The following is a 23,725-nucleotide window of genomic DNA, read 5'->3' as shown; positions in this document are numbered from 1 at the left end:
CACTAAAGAATTATGATTTTTATAAAGTAACATTCACACCCAAAGTATAATTGCGGTTAAGCGGGTAAGACACCAGGCTCTGTGCCTCGGGGTCATATACTTTGATCTTGTTTTTCAGGAGGAACAGGTTGGAGCCGTTGAAGTATACTCTCACACTTTTGAATACGGATTTGCCAGAATGAGACAAAGGCACTGCCCAACCCAGGTTCAGGTTCTTTAAACGGATGAATGAAGCATTATCAAGCCAGAAAGTGGAAGCATTTCCCCCTCCTCCTTCATCCACATAAATCGGGTACCTGCCATTGGGATTCTGCGGGCTCCAGTGGTCGCCCCAGAATGCAGCACTACCTGCTTCCTGTGTAAGATATTGTGCATTGTTAAGTAATGGGCTCCGTACTTTATAGTAATTGCCTGTACCCTGGATCAGCAGATCTATACTGAAAGATCTCCAGGTAACTCCCAGGGTCAGGTTATAGATAGAGGGCGGTGTGGAATACCTGGCAATAAACTCCTGGTCGTTTGCATCAATTTTGCCATCCGGTTTATCAGAAGTGGCGCCGCGTATGTCTTTGAAATTAAGCATACCAAGTTTGGGCACTGCGCCGTTAATAGTGTAACCAGCCGGCAGTGCGTCAATATCTGCCTGTGTACGGAGAATATCTGTGGCGATATATCCCATTATACCACCCGTTGGCCTGCCAAGCTGATTCTGATAATCCCTGATATTCTGGGCCTGGTTAATACGCACCTGTTTATTTACCGCGTAGCTGTAGTTAATACCTGCATTGAAGGTTAAATGCTTATTGAGGGATTTCCTGTAGTCAACGCTTATTTCATACCCTTTGGATTCCATTGCGCCAAAGTTTACCAGGGGATAAGTGGCGCCCCAGGTGGTAGGCACACTGGCGCCAACATCACCGAGAATGTCTTTCCTTTTGGTCATAAAGCGCGTTGCGGAAATATTTACACTGTTATTAAACAGGCTGGCATCAAAGCCGATGTCAATTGATTGCTTTTTAGCCCAGGTGATATCCGCATTGGGATATGCTCCCAGTGAAACGCCATTGGAGATACTGCCAAAGATAGCGCCCTGGTTCTTCCGGTAGTATTGCTCCCATTGCAACGTGGTGTTCAGTGATCCGTCGGCATTCAGGTTAGGTTCTTCACCGGTCATACCAAAGGAGGCCCGGAGTTTAAAATCATTCACAAACCTTACATTATCCTTAAAAAAGGCTTCATCACTGATGCGCCATCCTGCAGATACTGCGGGAAAGAGGGCATACCTGTTACTTGGAATAAAATACCTGGAGCCTTCATACCTGAAAGATCCCTCCACCAGGTATTTTCCTGCATAGTTATAGCTCAAACGGGCAAATGCAGCCAAACGTCCATCGTCAAATTCACTGCCGCCAACACTATAATTCAGCGGATCGCTGCTGGCCAGGCTTAACTGGTCGAGCTGCCGGGAAAGCACAAACTGGTTCCTGGCATTAAACGCGTCGTTGTTGGTTTCGCTCTGCTCGTACATGGCAGTGGCTGAAATATTGTGTTTGCCAAATGATTTATCATAATTGACATAAAAGTTCAACTGGTAAAAGCTGCCTGCATTATAGGTTTCATTGATAGCATTGCCATCGTTCCGTTGCTTTGTACGCGAAAAATCTATCTCATCGCCTATGAGGTGGTTGTTGCTGCCAAACCGGTTGGTGATATAAAGGTTGTAAGGCAGATTGAGCGTTTTCCTGAAATCATGCCTGGTATAATTCGCAAAGGTAGCTCTCAGCTTTAGCCCGTCTACCAGCGACGACAGGTTATAATTCACATCCACCAATGCCTGGTAATTACTCCATTTCTTACGGTTGTATCCTGTATTACCGTTGATCACTTCTCCGGGATGCCATGCCATCAGCGTTCCAACGGGATAGCTTTTACCATTGTATTCCACGTAATCCGGCGCCATTTTTCCCCTGGACAGTAACCCCTTGTACAGATCGGGCATATCATCGTTATCGTAATCATACTCCCAGTAAGGCTTCTGGTCGTTCCTGATATCCGTAGTGAGATTAAGGCCTATACTAAGATCCCTGGTGATCCTGGCATCTACCTTTGCCCGGATATTATATTTCTGGTAATCTATGTTATCAAAGGAGCCGGTTCCCTTGTAAAAAGACCCGCTTACGAAATAATTGATCTTTTCACTCGCCCCGGAAATGTTGGCGGTAGTACGGTATTCTGTAGGCCGTTTGTAATACTTCTTCAGCAGGTTTACATCATGCGTTTTCCAGTAGTCCAGTTCATCTTTTGCGTAATACCTGGAATCGGTCTGGTAACCGGTAGGATTTACCTGCTGCAGGATATCATTTGAAAGTATGGCCTCATCATAAGCGCTCAGTGTTTTCGGTTGCACGGTGGGCTCATTAATGCTGTAGCTGGAAATAACATTTATCAGGGGCGGACCGGTGATACCTTTTTTTGTTGTTACCACAATTACCCCATTGGCGCCACGTACGCCGTAGGCAGATGCAGAAGCCCCGTCTTTCAATACGGATATGTTATCAACTTCGGAGGCGTCCAGACCATCAAACGCAAACTGATCGGAGATCACACCGTCAATTACAAATAACGGAGGCTTGGCGGGGCCAAATCCATCGTAGGCGCGTACACGTATGCTGGATGATCTGCCTGGTTTTCCGCCGGTTTGTGTGATAACCAGGCCAGGCACCCTTCCTGCCATGGTTTGCGACAGTGTAGCGGAAGGTACCTCCACTACGTCCTTTCCCTTCATAGAGCTTACGCTCTGTAACAGGTTCCGCTTGCTGCTCTTGCCATATCCCAGCACCACTACTTCTCCCAGCTCGGCATTGGTTCTAAGGCTAACAATCAGGGATGATTGCTCTGCCGGTTTTAATACAAAATTATCAATGGTCCAGGTTTTATAACCAATATAGGACACGCTGATCTGGTAGGCCACTCCTGCTTCCAGGTCCGGTATAGTAAACTTTCCATCCGGGTTGGTAAGCGCAGATTTCTTTTTCTGTACATCACTTTTGAGCGTCACCGTAACAGTGGCCGCAATCAGTGGCGTGCCTGATTCATCCTTTACAATACCGGTAATTTCGGGAGTTTGCGCCTGTAACATAGCGGTGCAGAGTATAAAGGATAAGATGAAGAACAGATTTCTTGTAATTCTTTTTTGCATAGTTTTTTTAGCAATTTTGGTTTTAAGCAAAAGGAACCCCTTCCCGGTAAACCGGGTAAATGCAAATTCTAAATGGCGCTGATTATTTCTTTATTATAAATCCTTTGTTGGTTCTGGCAGATGTTAAATTGTTCACTTCTGTAACATCTTTTAATATTTGATCAAGTGGAATTTGTAAATCTATTGTTCCCGTAAAATACATTGTTTTCAAGGCTGCATCGTCAAAACTTATATTCACCCTGAAATGTCGTCCCAGCTTATTAAAGACATCCGGCAAAGGTGTTTGTACAAAATTAAATGATACGGAATCTGTTAATGGAACAGGAGCCTGTTTGTCTGCCACCTTAACGGTTCCCGCATTTTTGTTCAGCACCAGCACCTCTCCGGGTGTTAGCACATTACTGAAAGAGGGCACGCCCTTCTCTGAAATAATGTTTTTAACCAATACCTTCCCGGTATGCAATTTAATACTAACAGTATGGCCGCCTTCCAATGCTGTGATGGTGAAAGAAGTACCGAGCACGGTGGTGGAAACGCCGCCGGCATACACAATAAAAGGATGCTGCTGGTTGCCTGATACTTTAAAATAAGCGCTTCCCTTCAGGTATACTTCTCTTTTTTCCCGGATAAAATCACGCGTATAGCTGATTTCGCTTCCCGGGTATACCCTTACTTCCGAACTATCCGGTAGTATTACTATTTCGCTGTTATTTCCATAGTTATAGGTAGATTTCCACGGTGTTACGTGGGCTTCTTCTTTTTGATGCTTTTCATTTTGTACGATTTTAGGATTTGCCCGGGGCTTCATGAACAGGAAATATCCCACGGGTATTGATATAGCAATAACCGCTGCTGCCGCAACATTCCTGGCCCAATGTATGCGTCTGAGCTCAGGGAAAACGCTTTCTTTTATCTTTGCAAAAAGTTGATCAGTCTTTTCGGCTGATAATAAGGCGTCTTCCACGTCGTCCCATTCTGCTTTTGTAACCAGGTAATCCGGTAACTCATCTACCTGGCACAAAAAGGAACTTACTGCCTGTTGCTCCTCCTGCGTACATTGGCCTTTAAAATATTTGTCCAGCAATTTATCGGTTATATCCATATCTCTAATCCTAATACGATCCTGCCTGCAGGATACCCGTAATCAATAAAAAAAAATTCAGGAAATATGATATGCTAAAAAGATGATGACCGTTGCACGTCCATAACCACCTAATTGTTTCAATGCCAACGATATGTGTTTTTCAACTGTTCTGGGAGAGATCGACAGCCGGGCCGCTATTTCCGAATAGCTGTAGCCTTCTATTCTACTCAGGATAAAAACCTGCCTGCGGGTAGGTGGCAACTGGTTTAATATGGCAGTAAGCTGCTCATTGGTTTCGTAAGTGGTGGGAGAAACAGTGGTGCCAGGGAAATAATCCCGGTAATATGATTTCAGGTTCCTTTCTTCTGCAGCTACTTTTTTGAAATGATCCAACAACGTTGATTTAGCTATCCGGAACAGCTGTATATCCATGCTGATATTAGTTGCCAGCGTATGCCGGAAACGCCATAATTTTATAAAAGCAAGCTGCGTCAGTTCATCCGCCAATTCCGCGGAAGCCGTTTTCTTAAAATAATAGGCATAAATTTTCCGGTGACTCAGTTTAAATACCATTTCAAATGCCACCTGATCATCATTTATGATATTTTGAATGTACTCCTGCATTAAGTTCCGGATATTACTTATTTAGTTCTTGGAAATTGGAGAGGTATTTCCGTTAAAATAAGTAATTTCCTGCAAAAACGAAATAAAAGATACCTGGCCACCTGCGTGATAAGCTGCACCTGGATACCTCCGGATAAACCAAAAGGGATCCCGCCGTAGTACGAAGGTACTGGCAGATCCCTTTTGGTTAACTTACACTTTGCACCATGAAAGATGCTTTACTTTACCCTCCCGTTTTAATTATCCCACCAAACTTTCGTGCTCTGTACAGCTGATTGTTGTGGCTGTGCATTCGTTAATATTTCGCTCTGCGGATATAATAACCGCCGGGGGATGTCTATCAATGCACCGTCTACTTTCTGCAATTTTGGGAAACCTGTTCTCCTCCAGTCGTTATACGTTTCGAAGTTGAAAATATTGGCTATTGCTTTTTCTTCCATGATCAGCTGTAACGCATTGCCGGCAGTTAATTTACGGCTGTTTACATAAGCTGTGGCTGCGGCGGAAGTGGTATCAATACCGAGTTTGGACAAATGGGAATTGATGGCATTTACATACACCGGCTGCGCTGCAGTAAAACCACTGGTGATCAGCAGGGCCTCCGCCTGTATGAATAGGGTTTCTGAATAATTGAATATATAATTGGAAGATGCCTTGGCGCCATAAAACGTGGCGGGGTGAGAATACTTATCCAGGTCGCCGGTGGGAGTGCCTATCCTCCTGCCGGTATACAGCCCTGTTGTCTTTGCCGGGGCAATCATCTTCGGAAGCCGGGGATCATTCCGGTTACGCAATGTATCTACCAGCGTGGCATTCATCACGTAAGTAGTGACAGGTGTAAAGGTGAGGTACCAGATATTTTCCGATCCGGCTGCACCTGTGTAGGTGAACTTAAAATCGTCGTTATTGGATGACATGCCGTTCTTCAGGGCGGCCATTGCGCTTTCTGCCTGTGTTTTGGCGGCATAGCCGGGCGCTTTTGTGAGATGCATATAATACCTGGCTTTCAGCGACCAGGCCAGCTTACGCCAGGCATTCATATTACCGTTGTAGAAGTAGTCGTCGCCAGCCGGGGTCTTTGGACTGCTGTTCTTGTCAATGTTGGCAATGGCATCGGTGAGGAGCGACTGTATACTTTTATAGATATCTTCCTGTTTATCGTATGGCACTGTGAACACCCCGCTGGTGAACCCTTTGGAATAAGGGATATCTCCCCAGAAATCGGTAGCGGTGCCCAGCGTATAGGCAGTAAGTATTTTGGCAATAGCCGCATAGTTCCAGTTGTTATTCGCTTCCGCCTTTTTATTCAGGGTGATCAGGTTATTGAGCGAGGTCACGTAGAAGTTGGACCAATCGCCATCCATATCAATATTAAACAACTGGTAACTGCCCACATAAGGATTCAGCTGGTTGGCAGCTATGTTCTGCACATAGTTCTGTATAATGATCCCCGCATTGCCTCCCTGGATATTATCGGAAATGTTCAGCTCCAGCGGCGGCAGGATCAGTGATTCCTGTACATCCACCGGGTTGTTGGGATCCTTGTTAACGTCCAGGAACTTTTTACAGCCCTGTAAACAAAGACCTGTGAGCAGCAGTATATAAAAAGACTTTCTCATGTTGATAAATTTTAGTGGTGCTGGCATACTAAAAACTGAATTTCAGTGAAAAGTTGATAGAGCGGGATGTAGGCGTAGAAAACGCGTAGATGCCCTGCGAGCTGTTGCCTGTGCCATAAGAGCTTACTTCCGGATCAGCGCCGGTAAAATGCGGGCTGTAGATCCAGAGGTTCCTGCCGGTAACTGCCAGCGAAGCGGATTTGAAAGGAGTTCTTGCCAGGAAGGAAGCGGGTAGGAAGTAAGAAAGACTTACATTCCGCAACTTGATATAAGTACCGTCCTGGATGGTAGATTCGTATTGCCTGGTCTGGTAGTAAGTTTGTGCATCTACTTCCACGTTGTTGGCCTTTCCGTCTACTTCACTGATCCCCTTCACCACTATTTTACCACGGTTAGCCGTTACCTTCGCAGTGCCATAGTAAAAGCCGGCTGATTCCACATCGTTTTGTACATCCCCGCCTTTTTTCATGTCGAAGAAAAAGGAGAAGCTGAACTGTTTATAGCGGAAGCTGTTATCCATGCCAGCCAGCCAATCCGGGTTAATATCGCCTACAATGCCCTGTTGCGGGTCTACTACCGGTAAGCCCCCGGCGTCGATGAGCAATTCGCCGTTGTCTGCACGCTTATAACGGGGGCCAAAGAAAATATTATATGGCTGGCCTTTGATCAGGCGCCCCAGCTGGTCGATGCCCGGACCCAGCGTAAGCACCTCGTTTTTGATCTTTGAAAAGTTCAGGGTAATATTCCAGCTGAAATCTTTCGATTTCACAGGCGTAGCACCCAGCAGCAACTCAATTCCCTTGTTGGATATTTCTGCGGAGTTAAAAGTGGTACTGCTGTAGCCGGTGGCATTGGAGATCTGTGAACCGGGAATGAGACCGTTTTTGGAACGGCGGCTAAAATAAGATCCTTCAAAGTTGATCCTGTCTCTCAGGAAACGCATTTCAAGCCCTGCTTCATACTCATTGAGCCGTTCATTGATGAGCGACGGGTTACCCAGTGCAGGTGTGAGTAAAAATCCCTGTTGCCCCTGGAACGGGTACAGGAAGTAACCGGCATTGGTATTCCTGCCAGCCTGTACATAGGGAGTAGACAGCGCATAGGCCCCTACCCCGTCGTTACCTACCGTGGCATAACTCAACCGCACCTTTCCGAAGTTTATGACACTGGAAGCCTTAGCGCCCAGGAATTCGGAAAAGATAAAACTGGCGGCTGCCGATCCGTATGGGTAAAAGTTCTTATCAGGATTGAGCACAGAACTCCCATCGTACCTGCCGGTGAGCGACAGGTTCAGGAAGCGGTTATACTCAATGTTCGCCTGTGAGTAGAAGCCCACTTTCCTGAGCTGGGTATGGCTTTCCGTGCCGGTGATAGTAGTACCGGAGGATAAATTATTGAAATCGATAATATTCAGCCCGGTGCTGTTGATATTCATATATTGGTTGTAGGTGGTATAGATATTATTACCTAGCAACAGGTTCACATTAAATTTGCCAAATGTTTTTGTAGCATTAATGATCAGGTCATTGTTGAATTGCCGGAAGTTGATGTTCTGGTTCCTGATCTGCCCGGTGAGCCCTATCTGCGGACTTGGATACTCTACATATTTATCGGACTCGGTGTAAATATCAGCGCCAAGTCTTTCTGTAATAGTCAGCCAGCTGGTGGGAGTGATATTGGCGGTAAATACCGGGAGAAACCTGTTTACTTTGGAATTGTTGCTGATATTATCGAGCGTCCATAGCGGCATATTCCTGGAATTGCGGTAGCCGCGCTGGCTGCCATCGGGCAGGAGCACCGGATAAGGATTCCAGGATACCGGCTGCAGCAACAGCACAAACAAAGGCCCGTTGCTGGCGCCTTCCGGCAGCCTGTCCTGGTTGGAGTTGCTATATCCCATTTGGAAAGTAGTGCTTACATACCTGCCTATTTTGGAATTATATTTTGCAAAAAACGAATGCCGCTTAAAATCATTTTCCGGCATCACCCCTTTCTGGTTGAAATAAGAATAACTGAGGAAGTAGTTGGAACTATTGTTACTGCCGGAAGCAGAAATAGTATTGTTGGTAGTAATACCGGTACGGAAAAAATCGTATGGATCGTAGGTTGGCGCGGGTTTGCCGTTTACTTTGAGCGTATCCATGCGGGGCCCCCAGGAGAGGCTTGTTTTCCTGTCGGCATCCTCCCCGTTGTAAAAGATACCTTCCGTGCCCTGTCCGTAAATATTCTGACGTTCCGGTAACAGCGGATGCTCAAAGGAGGCATCAGAAGAAAAACTGAACACCGGCTTTTTTTCTATCCCACCGTTCTTAGTGGTAATGAGCACTACTCCCCTGGCGCCGGAAGAACCGTATAACGCTGTAGCAGCAGCGCCTTTAAGGATGTTCACATTTTCTATGATAGCAGGATCAATATCTGAGATACGGTTTACACCGGAGCCAGCCGCCCCGCCGCCAATATTGCCGGTTTCCGTGTTATCTACAGGCACGCCATCTATTACAAATAAGGCCTGGTTCTCGCCGGTAGGAGAAGAATTCCCCCTGATCACAATGCGGGACGAGGCCCCTGCATTACCAGAGGAACTGGTGATCTGTATACCCGGTACCTTACCAGCCAAAGTGTTCACCAGGTTTGGCTCCTTGGTTTTTAACAGCTCCTCCCCGTTCAGCTGCTGGGAGCTGAACGTAAGGTTACGCTTATCCCGTTTTACACCCAGCGCCGTTACCACCACCGTATTCAGTGCCGAAGTATTGCTGCTTAAAGTAATGGCGAAAGTGGTTGTGCTGCCCACCGGTACTTCCGCATTAAGGAACCCGACGCTGGATACAACCAGCGAATTCTTTTCATCAACGGTTAATTTAAATGATCCGTCGGCTCCACAGGTGGTAACCGCCTTGCCATTCTTCTCCCGGACGGTGGCGCCAATAATAGGCATACCGGTGGAATCGGCCACGGTACCAGTGATCGCTCTTTTCTGCGCCGCGGCAGAAAAGGAAAAGAAAGCAATAAAACATACCACGCATAGCGGTACAATACATCGTGATACTGCTGATTTTGCTGATAGTGCCATTTGAATAATGTTTTGGTTGACAGGTTGAAGGCCTTCATAGAGTAGTTAGCGCACTAAAATTAGGAGTAAGCTGGGTAGATGGATTCAGAATAATTAACCGATTATATACGAATATTATCCTAAAGCTCTTTATGGGATTAATTTATACGCACGTTAAATGTCGTATTGACAATAATGTGCATAAGAAGGGGAAGAGCGGTTACAGCAATATATTAAACGGGAAAACGTAACCCGGTTTTATCCTTTCAGAAACTTCTCATACCCTCTCAGGGTAATTACTACCCACTTTAGCGGGAAGCATTCCCTGCTTTTTACCTGGTCATAACCCGGATCTTATAAATACAGGTTATATGCGGCTCAACAGCGGCTTATATGTGGGTTATATATAGGGGAACCGGGGAGTATCCATACAGTAGCCAGGGAGTAACCATACAGTAACATGGCTTTTCAACAGGCTGGAAATTGAGGTTAAGTTAAGCGTCTACTCTCCCTGAGAATAAATTTACCAAAATCTCCGGTAATATAACACCTGGCAAGCGCATATTACATCAACAAAGCGTCATCCTGACAAACATCTCACAGCAAATGGAAAATAAAAAACACTACCTGCCATACTGAATAGAGGAGCCCAATATCACTACCTATGAAGGACAATTACCGGATACGTTCAGCGTTCAGCCTGCAGGGCGTTACGTGGTCCTTTGATAATCCAACGCACCAGCTCAGTATACTCTCGTTTACATTTATCGCCCAAAAGAATGGAAAAGTAAATCCAGAGCTGGCCAAAGGCAGCAGTATCAATATTATCGGGACTACTGAAAGAAATGTGTCATTTAAATAGCAGTGTAACCCTTTATGGAAAATCAATCAGTTACATCAGTCTGACATAATCTCACCAAAACCTCCAGTAAATATAACACCAGGCGACCGCATAAACACCTTTAGTTAAACAGTTCCATCAGCTTTGCTTCCAGCTCTTTTCCATGGAGATCCTTGGCAACAATTACACCTTTGTTATCGATCAGAAAATTCCTGGGAATAGCTTTAATCTGATATTTTTTACAGGTCGGACCCTACACCAGATCTCTGTTTGGAAGGGATCACCGATACGGGCCCCAATCCAAACCAGCCTTCACTTCCCGATGAAATAGTTACAGGCGATATAGCAATGTGCCCTATCAATAATCCTTCTTCCTCTGCCACCAGGGAAATGGCGAGCTGGCCATTTGCGCGCAGGACCTTTATGATGGATGATTCCGTTCCGCTGCTGTATGCTGCTGAGGCAAACGCAGTTTTTGTTACCTGATCGATAGCGTTGATGTCAGAAGGTTTTTCCCTCCTGATAGTATAATTGTATTTGTGCATTACTGATAGAATTAAATAAATAGAAGATACTCCTGCTGCCGAAGGCGCAGAAGCCATGAATAGAATTATCAGCTGAAGAGGTAATTACCCGGGCGGTAATTACTGTAATACAATATCCATCATACGCTCAAGTTGAAGAAAAGTAGAGTTCAACGTGAAAATAAAGAAAACTAACGGGGAAGCATATTTTTTATGATATTCATTAACAGTTTATGAAAAGGAAATATAGAAAAGAAGACCTGCCGGTGTTTTAATTAAAAAGAGGAGGGCAGGGAGTTCCCCGCCCTCCTGATCAAGATTACCAACATTGTTGCCTTGATCGTTTAACTAGGATAGGTATCTATTTGCGATGGTTATACACGAGATACATCATCATTCTTTTTTTACCCGGCACGAACCGGGCATTAACTTTTGATTAACAGGCAACGGAAAAAAGGCCGGACCAACGCATTCTGCCTATTAATGACAGTTACTTAAAAAAGGCTATATCTCACAGCAGCAGTTTTTCCTGCCAAAAATCCTGTGCTGATATTGATATAGCCACGCTGGTGCTGCTTTCAAAGGCAGGCGCCTAAGCGCTTGTGGTTGGTTAATAAATTGCGCCTTACTGGTAAAAAGAGCGGCTAAATATTTTTCTCTCTGCGTGCCCGCTAATTGTGGGGCAAGGTATGATTCCACTTCGTTTCCTGACCATGCCTCCACCTGCGTAACTCCCGGTTCTGCAGGAAAGTAGCATACTGCCCATTGCCAGGGCCAGGATCAGCAGGAAAACATTACACCTCATTTTCATTCCCATACTATTATCTTTTTAATAAAGTAAATTCAACTCTTCTGTTCTGCAGATGCTCTGCTTCCGTACAGGGCACTCCATCGCTGCAGCCATTCACCAGGTGTGTTTCTCCATAACCTTTAGCCTCCAGCCTGTCTTCATCGATACCTTTTTCCTTCATATAGTCCACTACGCTTTGCGCTCTGTGCTGGGAGAGTTTCATATTATAGGAAGCATTTCCCCTTGAATCAGTATATGCACTGATTTTTACCTTCAGGGTAGGTTCCATCTGCAGAATGTGCACTACCTTATCTACATCGGCTTTCATTTCCGGTTTCAAATCCCATTTATCGAAGTCGAAATAAATATTTCCAATCTGATCGAACAGCCGCTGCGGCTGATTAAGCAGGATGCTATCCAGCTTCAATAATACAAATGCACTGTCTCCGCTATCCAGTGTGCTGATATCAACAGATGTTCCGTTATCATGCAAATAGCCGGTCTTTTCGGCTTTTACCTGATAGGTAGAAATCGTATCCAGCCTGAAGCTAAAGACGCCCTCATTATCTGTTGATGTTTGTCTTCGTTCATTCCTGCTGCTATCAGTGATAGTGACAACAGCGTTAACGATCGGCGTTAAAGTTGTTTTGTTAACCACTTTACCCTTTAGTTTGATAAAGGATGGCGCCAGGATCGATGCGTTCAGCTGAAAACTGTAAACATCATCGTTCCCCTTTCCGCCCTGCCGGTTGGAAGACAGGTATCCGGCTGAGCTGTCTTTAAACCGAAGTGAAAAGTCATCTTCGGAGCTATTGACAGGGTATCCCATATTCACCGGATCAACTTTCTGGTAGTTGCCGCCCGGCACAATAAATATATCCAGTCCTCCCATACCGATCAGGTTATCCGATGCGAAATAGAAGTTTCCTTTTTCATCAAATGCGGGGCATCTTTCATCTCCATTGGTATTGACTTTAGGGCCTAAATTTACGGGAGTGCTCCAGCTACCGTCCGACAAACGATCCACCTGGTAAATATCTGCTCCGCCATAACCGCCAGGCATATCGGAAGAGAAGTACAGATGCTTGCCGTCAGTTGTCAGAAAAGGGTCGCCAATAGAATAACCCTTCGCGACAGCTCCAAATGACAGGGGTGTAATTGCAGACCATTTACCATTGGCATACCGGCTCTGGTACAGGCTGAATCCCACTGTACTCACTTCTTGCCCGCCAACCTTGTGTTCCCTCTTTACTGCATTATCTGTTTTACTGAGTATCATTTCTGATGCATCAGCACTCAGGGTAACTAATCCGGTATGGAAAGCGCCATTGATGTTATTATTATCCAGTGGCTTGATGGCCTTTGTGGCATCTGCAAAAAACAACTTGGTATATCCGTTACCGGTCCATCCATACTTTTTATTGTCATATCCATGCTCCAGGCGATCTGACAGGAATAGCAAACCTCCACTGAAGGAAAGACATCCCCAGTCGGCATATTCAGTATTGATAAAGGATAGATTTCGTAGCTGGACGTCTGTGGGATGATTCATCCAGAAGACTGCAGAGTCGCAAGAGCGGATCATTCTGTTCATCGCCGATCCCTCCACTCCCGGGAAATGGTTGTCCCGGAGATATTGGTACTGCTTCTTCGCCTCTGTATACTTACCGTTATTTTTCAGCACCGCTGCGTAACTGATGTAACTGTCTGCCGGAGCGCCAGGCATTGCCACCAGTTTTTCATACCATGCCTCCGCAAGCTGAAAATTTCTCATTTGGAGATATGATTTCGCCATGCCTTCTACCGCCTTCATGGATGGCTTGCTTACATACGCCTTTTCATATTTTTTTACTGCGATGGAAAAGTTAAGTTTGTCGAATTCACGATCTGCTTCTTTCAGGCTGTATTGCGCCATCACATTCATCGTAAAGAAGCCGCTGCACAGCAATGCTATGCTGAATTTGCGTATGGTAAAAATATGCATCAGATAAGTTTCTGTCGTTTATCAAAAAAATTTATGCTCAGAAAAATCTGGGTGTAAGCATCTGTTGATCCCTTCTTGGGAAAAGAAACCCGATGGATATCTCATGGCTGCTGGGGCCTAATTTCGCTGTGGTTTTCAGGGACCGGTCGTATGTATACCCAATCCTGAACTGATCTCCCAGATAGAACTGTGCACCAATTATCAGCGCAGATGGCTTTTCCAGCTTGGGATCAATATTCTTATTGAACAGTGTAACACCCGTTCTGTAACCCGCTCCTACCCATACTATCTGCTGAATCAGCAAATATGCGTTCAAATCCAGGCTGCTGGGACCGGCCATGGCGTTCTTCAGCATCATAGACGGTCTTACTGCCAGCTCCTCTGATAAAGGGAAGAGATATCCCGCAAGCATGTAAATGTTTATTTTTGTTTCCGGCAGTAAACGGTTAGGATCTTTCTTGGGTTTTATAAATTGTACGCCAATATTATCAGCGGAAACCCCTGCATAAAATCTGTCAGTATTATATAGAATACCAACGCGTGCATCCGGCATTGTTATCGTTTTCCGCTGATTCAATAACCGGAGGTCAGCCGTCTCATCATATGGGTTCAGCTTGGAGCCATCCAGCGACTGCTGCGTTATGCCGCCGGCAACGCCAATCGCCAGCGTTCTGGGCACTCCCTCATAAGAATCGAATTTGATCCGATATGCAAAATTGGCGTAAGCACCCAGCGTGCTGGCGGCCCCCAGTTTGTCGGAAATAACATTAAGCCCCAGTCCCACCTTGTCGTCATTCACTGTCCCATCTACAGCCAGGGAAGCTGTGTTTGGCGCTCCTTCCACACCCGTCCACTGATTCCTGTAAACGCCGGTCAGATTCAGCTGTTCACGGTACCCTGCATAAGCAGGGTTAATGAACAGCCCATGAAACATATACTGGCTAAACTGAGCGGCCTGTTGGGCCTGCACTGTGAGAGATCCTAAAAATATCCCTCCGGTTATAATACTCTTTAGAAATTTAAATTTCAACATAACAAAACTTTTAACGTAAAACCATAACATATCCACGCTTCACGATCGCTTTTCCGGTATCGTCTTTCACTGTCAGTACATAGAAATAAGTTCCTTCCAATAAACCTGACCCATTCCAGGTGTTGTCATAATTACTTTTTTTGTATACCAGGTTATTCCAGCGATTGATGATTACCAGCTCGGGATCTTTGTATTTTTCCAATCCCCTTATTCGCAGTACATCATTTACGCCATCTCCATTAGGAGTGATCACGTTCGGTACCATCAGGTCGTCCTGATCAACTTCTACTGTAGCGCTGCCACCGTTTTCAACCGGTATATTATCTCGGTTGGGCGTAAGACCAGTTACCTTGTTGGTCAGGTTATTACCCTTATAGCCAGGAGCCACCGTACCTCTCACCAATAAGCTCGCACTTTGGCCTGCTGTCAGGTTCAGACCCGTCCAACGACCGCTGGTTGCATCGTAGTTACCGCCGGTTTCGCCTACCGGTACAAAGCTGGTCACTATGTAACCTTCCGGGATCTGATCTTTCACCATTACTACATCACCCGGCAGGATTTGTTTTGGACCCTGGTTCTTAAGCGTGATGGTAAAGTCAAGCGGACCGCCAGCCTTAGCTGTAGCGCTGTTCGCCTTTTTGCTCAACAGCAGATTATAGGACGTTTTGGTGCTGTCTTCAACTGTTACGGTAGCACCTCCACCGTTTTCAACCGGTATGGAGTCTTTCCGCGGTGTAAGACCGGTCACTCTATTGGTCAGGTTGTTGCCTTTGTAATCAGCTGCCACTGTACCTTTCACTAACAAGGTTACATGCTGGCCTGCTACTACATTCAAACCGGTCCAGCGACCGCTGGTGGTGTCATACTTACCGGCGCTTGGTACAAAGCCGTTCACTGTGTAACCTGCCGGGATCTGATCTTTCACCACTACTGTATCACCTGCCTGGATCACTCTCGGACCCTGGTTCTTAAGCGTGATGGTAAAGTCAAGCGGACCGCCAGCCTTAGCTGTAGCGCTGTTCGCCTTTTTGCTCAACAGCAGATTATAGGACGTTTTGGTGCTGTCTTCAACTGTTACGGTAGCACCTCCACCGTTTTCAACCGGTATGGAGTCTTTCCGCGGTGTAAGACCGGTCACTCTATTGGTCAGGTTGTTGCCTTTGTAATCAGCTGCCACTGTACCTTTCACTAACAAGGTTACATGCTGGCCTGCTACTACATTCAAACCGGTCCAGCGACCGCTGGTGGTGTCATACTTACCGGCGCTTGGTACAAAGCCGTTCACTGTGTAACCTGCCGGGATCTGATCTTTCACCACTACTGTATCACCTGCCTGGATCACTCTCGGACCCTGGTTCTTAAGCGTGATGGTAAAGTCAAGCGGACCGCCAGCCTTAGCTGTAGCGCTGTTCGCCTTTTTGCTCAACAGCAGATTATAGGACGTTTTGGTGCTGTCTTCAACTGTTACGGTAGCACCTCCACCGTTTTCAACCGGTATGGAGTCTTTCCGCGGTGTAAGACCGGTCACTCTATTGGTCAGGTTGTTGCCTTTGTAATCAGCTGCCACTGTACCTTTCACTAACAAGGTTACATGCTGGCCTGCTACTACATTCAAACCGGTCCAGCGACCGCTGGTGGTGTCATACTTACCGGCGCTTGGTACAAAGCCGTTCACTGTGTAACCTGCCGGGATCTGATCTTTCACCACTACTGTATCACCTGCCTGGATCACTCTCGGACCCTGGTTCTTAAGCGTGATGGTAAAGTCAAGCGGACCGCCAGCCTTAGCTGTAGCGCTGTTCGCCTTTTTGCTCAACAGCAGATTATAGGACGTTTTGGTGCTGTCTTCAACTGTTACGGTAGCACCTCCACCGTTTTCAACCGGTATGGAGTCTTTCCGCGGTGTAAGACCGGTCACTCTATTGGTCAGGTTGTTGCCTTTGTAATCAGCTGCCACTGTACCTTTCACTAACAAGGTTACATGCTGGCCTGCTACTACATTCAAACCGGTCCAGCGACCGCTGGTGGTGTCATACTTACCGGCGCTTGGTACAAAGCCGTTCACTGTGTAACCTGCCGGGATCTGATCTTTCACCACTACTGTATCACCTGCCTGGATCACTCTCGGACCCTGGTTCTTAAGCGTGATGGTAAAGTCAAGCGGACCGCCAGCCTTAGCTGTAGCGCTGTTCGCCTTTTTGCTCAACAGCAGATTATAGGACGTTTTGGTGCTGTCTTCAACTGTTACGGTAGCACCTCCACCGTTTTCAACCGGTATGGAGTCTTTCCGCGGTGTAAGACCGGTCACTCTATTGGTCAGGTTGTTGCCTTTGTAATCAGCTGCCACTGTACCTTTCACTAACAAGGTTACATGCTGGCCTGCTACTACATTCAAACCGGTCCAGCGACCGCTGGTGGTGTCATACTTACCGGCGCTTGGTACAAAGCCGTTCACTGTGTAACCTGCCGGGATCTGATCTTTCACCACTACTGTATCACCTGCCTGGATCACTCTCGGACCCTGGTTCTTAAGCGTGATGGTAAAGTCAAGCGGACCGCCAGCCTTAGCTGTAGCGCTGTTCGCCTTTTTGCTCAACAGCAGATTATAGGACGTTTTGGTGCTGTCTTCAACTGTTACGGTAGCACCTCCACCGTTTTCAACCGGTATGGAGTCTTTCCGCGGTGTAAGACCGGTCACTCTATTGGTCAGGTTGTTGCCTTTGTAATCAGCTGCCACTGTACCTTTCACTAACAAGGTTACATGCTGGCCTGCTACTACATTCAAACCGGTCCAGCGACCGCTGGTGGTGTCATACTTACCGGCGCTTGGTACAAAGCCGTTCACTGTGTAACCTGCCGGGATCTGATCTTTCACCACTATTGCATCAGCAGGCTGGATCACTATCGGACCAAGGTTTTTAAGCGTGATGGTAAAGTCGAGCGGACCACCTGCTGTAGCTGTAGCGCTGTTCGCTGTTTTGGTTAACAACAGGTTGTATTTTACAGTATCTACTTTTACAATTGCCTGTTCTTTGCCAGGTACTGCAGGGATAGGATCTTTATTAGGATCTTTACCACTTACAGTGTTAGTAATAGAACTGCCGGCAAAATTCTTGCTCAACGCGCCTCTTACGAGGATGGAAGCACTATCGCCTGATTTCAGGTTCAATCCGGTCCATTGGCCGGTTGTACTGTTATAGCTACCCTGACTCGCTTCAAAGCTACGCACATCATAGCCGCCAGGAATCTGGTCTACAACAGTAACGGTATCTTTCGGCGTTATCGCGTTACCGCCGTTATTATTATATAACGTGATTTCGAAGTTGAGTGAATCCCCTGTCCTGATCGGGCTTTGGTTTAATTTCGCCACCTTGGCAAGCGCCAGTTTATAAACCGGTTTAACAGGGTCTACATCTACCTCCGACCTGTTTGCAGGTGTATTGGTGATTGGAATTCCCTTAGGGTCAAGGCCGCCTACCGTATTTATAAGTTTGCCGCTAAAGGTGTTACTAACCCGGCCTTTCAGCATCAGGGTAACGCTTTTACCAGCAGGAAGCGTCAGGTTGGCCCAACGACCCGTTTGAGGATCGTAATTGCCATTGCCTACCTGGTAGCTGTCCACGATATAACCTGTGGGCAGGGTATCTTTCACGGTTACAATAGTATCTGTCAGATTCTGCGTACCGTTATTGAACAGTGTAATAGTATAGTTAAGTGAATCGCCTGCTTTCACGCGGGGCTTGTCTGCTTTCTTTTGAAGCAGCAGGTTGTATTTCGATGCAGGAGGATTTACCACTACGGTTGCACGGGCCATATTATCTGCACTTCCGGCTGCCGGAATCGGTAAGTTATGCTGATCAAAGCCCAGGGCAATATTTGTCATTTTACCCCAGAAGCTGCTCGCTACCATTCCATTCAGCTGAATAGTCACACTATCTCCGGCCGGAATTCTGAGCCCGGACCAGTAACCGTTTGCTGCGTCGTATTTACCAGCGCTGGCTACTATTTGCTCTTGCTTGCCCAGTACATACCCTTCGGGAACCATATCCCGTACAGTGATGGTATCTGCTACAAAAGCGGTGTCGTTAAGGTTCTTCAGAATAATTGTAAAACCAAGCGAATCTCCGGAAGTAACCTGGTTCTTGCTGGCTACTTTACGCAGCTGCAGTTTACTCATCCGCATGGAAGTATCTATTTTTACAACTGCGGTTCCGCTGGTTGTATCAATGTCAATATCGGTTCCATCCGGTGTTTTACCGCCAACTTTGTTCACCAATGAATCTCCCTTAAAGTCGGGCCTTATCCGTGCCTTTACCAACAACCTGGCGCTCTGGCCGGAAATAAGGTTCAAACCTGTCCAGTAGTGTGTTGTCGGATCATAGGTCCCCATCGAAGGTTCATATCCGGTCACTTCCAGTCCGGCTGGCAGCGTGTCCACCACCAATACCTTGTCTGATGGCTTAATATCCACCTTTCCTTTATGGCGAAGCGTGATGGTAAAATCTACCGGGAAACCAGGTCCTACAGGTTTCTGACTGTTCGCCACTTTAGCCAGTTGCATCTTGTATTTTATCTCATTTACAATCGGCGCAGGAGGTATTTCATAGTTGGTACTATCTATCCGGACTTCCACCTTGTTGCCAATCTCGCCGGTTTTATAGGCTGCGCTGATATGTCCTTTCACCAGCAACATAATTTTTCCGTTCGGAGCCACAGGAGCTTTTGTCTGAAGCATTGAGGTCTTCATATCATATAAGCCTGTATTGCCTGTTACGCTAATGTTGTCAATAACATAAAACTCTGATTGCGGCACATCTTTTACATACACCTTCTGTCCTGCCGGCATTGTATTATTTCCGCTGTTGACAAGCGTGATCGTATAATTCAGTGCTTCGCCGGCTTTGGCTTTCAGCCTGTCAGGTTGTTTGTCTCCGCTCAGTTTAAAGCCAGGATTGATCACGGGTGAAGGCGTAATATCAATGGGGGTGCCATTCTCTGTTCTGCCGGTAACCCTGTTCACAAGCGTATCTCCTTTATAGTTACCGGAGAGTTTACCTCTTACAATCAATCTTACTGAATCTCCGGGCGCCAGGGCTACGCCTGTCAGCACCGGCTCATTATACTGGCCTTTATTATCTGCAACGGATATTTCCTGTATAATGTAATCCAGGGGCGCCACGTCGCGGATATAAGTTTTGGCGCTCGCAGGCATGGTTTCGGGACCTTTATTGCGAAGAACGATCACAAAATCCAGCTGGTCTCCCGCTTTCACATCGCCAGTACGGCTAATAACATACTTATCCCCGTACAGTGTATACTTTTCGTCTCCGGCGTTCACCGTAGGCGTAGGTTCAACTTCCAGCGGCACTTTATTTTCATACGTTGCGATCACATCGTTATTGATCGGCCCGCCTGTATATTCATCGGTCAGGAAGCCTTCCACACGTATTTTAGCAGTTCCGCCCGCAGGTATTTCAGCGCCGAAGAGGGTCTGGCTTCCCATCACATAGTAACCACCGGAAGGGCTGCTATCAGGTACATACATCGTGTCAATCCGGTAACCCTTTTCCCTGGGCACATCTTTGATATACAGTTTCGAGCCTGCAGGGAAGCTTTCTGTTCCGGTATTTGTGATAGTAATAGTGTAGTCCAGTTTCTGAAGATTGCCTACTCTTAACTGATCAGGCACTTTTTTCACCTTGAGGCGGTAATTGGGCGTCACTGGCGGCGCCTGCCTGATCGGAATCTGTTTGCCATTCATGCGCCAGCCGGATACCTTGATATTTATTGGCTGCCCGGCATAGGTTGGAGGAATGACGCCACTGATCAGCAATGTCACTTTTCCTTTAGGAGGAATGGAATCACCGGTGAATTCCCCTGTGGTCATATCGAAGCGTCCACGCCCCAACACCGTGATGCTGTCTATTTTGAAATTCTTATCGTTTTCAGACAGGGCTTTTATTTTCAGACGAGCCGTATCAGACAGCGTTTGTAAACCATTGTTGTCAATGGTTAGTGTGTATCTTAGTCTGGTGCCTTTTTCTACTTTGGGATTTTTGTCTTGTGTGGTAACTACCCCTTCCAGCATAGGAGAAGGTAATACGGTCACTTTTACTTCCAAAGGAGCTGAAGGATTATCACTACAAGCGTTAGCCAACGCCTGGAGGTAATAGTATTTTGTTCCTGTAAAGCCGGCAGGCATATTAACGATGGCTTCAGGCCCCATAGCAAAAGGTGTTTTGCCCAGGTCTTCCTCGGTGTACCATTTATAGAGCATGCATTGGCCACGCTTGTCGTCCTTCACTTTCAAACGCACTTGTTCACCCTGTTCTACCTGCACGGAGAGGGAGTCCTTGTCTATAAAGTTTTTGATGTCTGGCATTTTAGGCTTCCGTGCAATTTCATAAACACTCGTACCAGCTGTTCCAAGGTCAATACCGATCCCCGCAACGCTTACCTGAACCGCATCAACTGTTTCCGGTACGGGGAAAGAAACCCGCCGGTAGGCTAAACCGCCGCTCACCCAGGGAATTATATTCATGAAAGCCAACCCTTCTTTTAGTTCCATCGGTCCACTCACTTGTTTACCGTCATTATACATCCATACACGTATAGCTCCTATCTGTACACGCGCGGTTGCGGCCTCACTATAGAACACAACAACAGAGTCGCCGGCGATGATAGGGTTTGAATCAAAATGTGCGGTTACACCCTGCCACTGTCCCAATTGGAGAATATCAGGGTTAAAAACAACTGCTGTTCCCTCATTTCCATCTCCCGCATATTGAAGATTTGGCGGAGCCGGGGGACCCTGGCTCCCCGTGAAAATGCTCAGAATACCATTCACCAGGTTATTAATGGCGCCAAGAGGATCAAGCCGAAGGATCGATTCCAAAACCTTCTTTGCACCGTCGCCAAGCGCCAGGATTGAATTTATAACTGATTTGGGTAAGTTTACAATGTCCTGTTGCAGACTTTTTCCCCATTCAACATCCATTGCTGTTTCGTAGGTAATATTATCTGGTCTGTTACATGTCCTCTCAGTGGTCGGGCATGTATTACCGTTATTATTTCCAGATGTATCTTTTACATTGACATAAACAAAGGGAGACTCCGTAATCGGTATAGAAAGACCCAGTTCATCACTGCCACTGGCGCTATTCCTGAGTATTCCTGTATAAGAAGTATCCACAACGCCAAGTACCTGCAGGCTGGCGGTGTCTCCGGGGTTCAGCGTAATGCCCGTCAGCAGGCCCGTTGTTGTATCATACTTTCCGGCTTTGCCTTGTGGAAGTGTGATGCGCTGGATCTGGTACCGGCTGGCAGGCATCGGGAAATCATTTACAAATAATCTTGCGGAAGATTGAAGTTGAGCCGCTCCCTTGTTTACAAGTTGAATCAAATAATCCAGGCGACCTGTTTCACCTGCTGTTCCTTTGTTCACCTTTGTTCTTGAAGGAGCTATGCTGCCCTGAAGCTGCGCCTGGGGGTTTACAATCAGGTAAACAGGTATTTTGCTTTGCAGCAAACACCCGTCTTTTTCAATCGTTACATAGTAAGTATACCGCTGTTCTGTAACAGACGGCCTTATTTCCGGTTTAAAATCATTGCCGGTATATATAGGTGTTTCATCACGATATCCATTAAACCATTTGAAGCTGTAGCCCAAATTTCTCTTGTCATCTTTTACCGAGAAAGTCGCGGTTTCCCCATTGCTGATAACAATTTTACTTTGCCTGAGAATACTGTCCATTCTTGGTACGCCCAGTGAGCCATACACTTCATACACTTTAAGCGAGGTGTTCTTATTTGATCCCGCCAAAGGAGCCACCAACTGACTGATGTCCGCACTGGCAAGTCCGGAACTCAGCGTAATGCTAACACGATCTACATCGCCGGGAACTGCTTGTTTGAATATGGCAAATGGCTGGCCTCCATCCTGCCAGCCGCTAACATTCAGAAGAGACATTCCCCTGATGTCATAGGACCCAACCTGCTGGCTGCCATTTTTATACATTGTTACATTAATGGTACCAAGGATATCCAGCTTCCAGGCAGCCGGCATCTCGAACTTAACAACAACGGTATCCGGGATACCACTGCGAATCTGAAGCGGCGTACCAAAATTAATGTTCAATGTAGACGCCGCAGCCAGAATACTAAGCGGTCCATTACTTATTGTAGCTGCCGTTTGCATATTACCATCAATGGCAAAACCCGGATCACTGACAGCCTGCGAACCACTTATCAGTTTTACACCCCACGAGGAGCCATCCGCACTTGTTGGCCTGCCACAATCCTGCTGCGCAAAAGCGGCAAAACCTGTGCACAACAGCAACAGCAGCCAAAGGCTCATCTTTCCCAAAAGGAAGCCTGGCTTTACAATGCAATTGTCAAAAATCTGTTTGGATAATTGACGGACGAACATCAGCGATGTAGATACGTGTAAATGTTTTTGCATAAAAATTGCATGTTATTTATACTTACTATAATTATTTCAAAATGGTCCTTTCGTTTTTGCCATCGCCACCAGGTAATGCCTGTGGCATGCGCATAACCCTCCACTCCCCTGATCCGATCAGGAGTGTACTTTTTTCCATAAAATTTTATGAGGAGGCCCGGTAATGAAACTCTATCACTTCAGCCCTATCTCGGGAACTATCAAAGTGGCATACAGCTTATAACTTGTTCACGGTACAAAATTATTGGACTAAAAGAGTGATTTCATTAAAGTTGTTTAATAAGTCTCCCCGTTAACTTCCGATTAACAAAATCGTTTCGTTGTCGCGGAGTATATTTTGTGATAAAGCAGTTGACTCATATCTGTTTTGATAAAGGAGGACCGGGGTGAACACCGGTCCATATATTTACGAACATTGCCCTTTGCCATAAAAGGGCCTAACCTTGAAAACCCACTGTTATGAGATACTGTCAACCAAAAGAGACATCTGCCTGTTAATTTTACCCATCATCTTTAA

General features: G+C 46.3%; 10 protein-coding genes. 1 reads left to right on the top strand and 9 read right to left on the bottom strand.

What is annotated here, in order from left to right; genetic code table 11:
• Positions 1 to 19 precede the first annotated feature (19 nt).
• From FN124_RS27250 to FN124_RS27230, 5 genes are all read right to left on the bottom strand, one after another.
• On the bottom strand, positions 20 to 3,199 hold the full coding sequence (locus tag FN124_RS27250) for a SusC/RagA family TonB-linked outer membrane protein (protein WP_142687938.1): 3,180 nt from the start codon (positions 3,197 to 3,199) through the stop codon (positions 20 to 22).
• Between the two features lie 82 nt (positions 3,200 to 3,281).
• On the bottom strand, positions 3,282 to 4,301 hold the full coding sequence (locus FN124_RS27245) for a FecR family protein (RefSeq protein ID WP_142687937.1): 1,020 nt from the start codon (positions 4,299 to 4,301) through the stop codon (positions 3,282 to 3,284).
• Between the two features lie 57 nt (positions 4,302 to 4,358).
• Complete coding sequence (locus tag FN124_RS27240; protein ID WP_142687936.1) at positions 4,359 to 4,907, bottom strand: RNA polymerase sigma factor; 549 nt, start codon at positions 4,905 to 4,907, stop codon at positions 4,359 to 4,361.
• A gap of 236 nt (positions 4,908 to 5,143) precedes the next feature.
• On the bottom strand, positions 5,144 to 6,526 hold the full coding sequence (locus FN124_RS27235; protein ID WP_142687935.1) for a SusD/RagB family nutrient-binding outer membrane lipoprotein: 1,383 nt from the start codon (positions 6,524 to 6,526) through the stop codon (positions 5,144 to 5,146).
• A gap of 28 nt (positions 6,527 to 6,554) precedes the next feature.
• Positions 6,555 to 9,596, bottom strand: coding sequence for a SusC/RagA family TonB-linked outer membrane protein (locus tag FN124_RS27230; RefSeq protein ID WP_142687934.1), 3,042 nt, complete (start codon positions 9,594 to 9,596; stop codon positions 6,555 to 6,557).
• 643 nt (positions 9,597 to 10,239) lie between these two features.
• Between FN124_RS27230 and FN124_RS27225 the strand changes: the two genes are divergently transcribed.
• A complete protein-coding gene (locus FN124_RS27225) occupies positions 10,240 to 10,437 on the top strand; it encodes a hypothetical protein (RefSeq protein ID WP_142687933.1) in 198 nt (65 codons plus the stop codon).
• A gap of 218 nt (positions 10,438 to 10,655) precedes the next feature.
• Here FN124_RS27225 and FN124_RS27220 read toward each other — a convergent pair whose 3' ends face one another.
• The 4 genes from FN124_RS27220 to FN124_RS27205 all read right to left on the bottom strand — a co-directional run bounded on the left by FN124_RS27220 (position 10,656) and on the right by FN124_RS27205 (position 23,208).
• Entirely contained in the window at positions 10,656 to 10,961 is a 306-nt protein-coding gene (locus FN124_RS27220) for a GNAT family N-acetyltransferase (RefSeq protein WP_142687932.1), read from the bottom strand.
• 800 nt (positions 10,962 to 11,761) lie between these two features.
• The gene (locus tag FN124_RS27215; RefSeq protein ID WP_142687931.1) at positions 11,762 to 13,714 is read right to left on the bottom strand and encodes an OmpA family protein; all 1,953 of its coding nucleotides are present in this window, start codon (positions 13,712 to 13,714) and stop codon (positions 11,762 to 11,764) included.
• Between the two features lie 37 nt (positions 13,715 to 13,751).
• The gene (locus FN124_RS27210; protein WP_185937403.1) at positions 13,752 to 14,747 is read right to left on the bottom strand and encodes a PorP/SprF family type IX secretion system membrane protein; all 996 of its coding nucleotides are present in this window, start codon (positions 14,745 to 14,747) and stop codon (positions 13,752 to 13,754) included.
• 10 nt (positions 14,748 to 14,757) lie between these two features.
• The gene (locus tag FN124_RS27205; protein WP_142687929.1) at positions 14,758 to 23,208 is read right to left on the bottom strand and encodes a T9SS type B sorting domain-containing protein; all 8,451 of its coding nucleotides are present in this window, start codon (positions 23,206 to 23,208) and stop codon (positions 14,758 to 14,760) included.
• Positions 23,209 to 23,725: the final 517 nt, after the last annotated feature.

It is taken from the genome of Chitinophaga polysaccharea (genome assembly GCF_902150045.1).
Taxonomy (GTDB): domain Bacteria; phylum Bacteroidota; class Bacteroidia; order Chitinophagales; family Chitinophagaceae; genus Chitinophaga; species Chitinophaga polysaccharea_A.
Note: the sequence above shows the minus strand (reverse complement) of the source record. Positions and strands in the feature narration are given on the sequence as shown.

What these genes read in the sequence shown, in the direction of transcription:
- FN124_RS27220 (WP_142687932.1), bottom strand. Translation starts at nt 10,961, where the DNA reads ATGCACAAATACAATTATACTATCAGGAGGGAAAAACCTTCTGACATC.
- FN124_RS27225 (WP_142687933.1), top strand. Translation starts at nt 10,240, where the DNA reads ATGAAGGACAATTACCGGATACGTTCAGCGTTCAGCCTGCAGGGCGTT.
- FN124_RS27215 (WP_142687931.1), bottom strand. Translation starts at nt 13,714, where the DNA reads ATGCATATTTTTACCATACGCAAATTCAGCATAGCATTGCTGTGCAGC.
- FN124_RS27240 (WP_142687936.1), bottom strand. Translation starts at nt 4,907, where the DNA reads ATGCAGGAGTACATTCAAAATATCATAAATGATGATCAGGTGGCATTT.
- FN124_RS27205 (WP_142687929.1), bottom strand. Translation starts at nt 23,208, where the DNA reads ATGCAAAAACATTTACACGTATCTACATCGCTGATGTTCGTCCGTCAA.
- FN124_RS27230 (WP_142687934.1), bottom strand. Translation starts at nt 9,596, where the DNA reads ATGGCACTATCAGCAAAATCAGCAGTATCACGATGTATTGTACCGCTA.
- FN124_RS27235 (WP_142687935.1), bottom strand. Translation starts at nt 6,526, where the DNA reads ATGAGAAAGTCTTTTTATATACTGCTGCTCACAGGTCTTTGTTTACAG.
- FN124_RS27210 (WP_185937403.1), bottom strand. Translation starts at nt 14,747, where the DNA reads ATGTTGAAATTTAAATTTCTAAAGAGTATTATAACCGGAGGGATATTT.
- FN124_RS27250 (WP_142687938.1), bottom strand. Translation starts at nt 3,199, where the DNA reads ATGCAAAAAAGAATTACAAGAAATCTGTTCTTCATCTTATCCTTTATA.
- FN124_RS27245 (WP_142687937.1), bottom strand. Translation starts at nt 4,301, where the DNA reads ATGGATATAACCGATAAATTGCTGGACAAATATTTTAAAGGCCAATGT.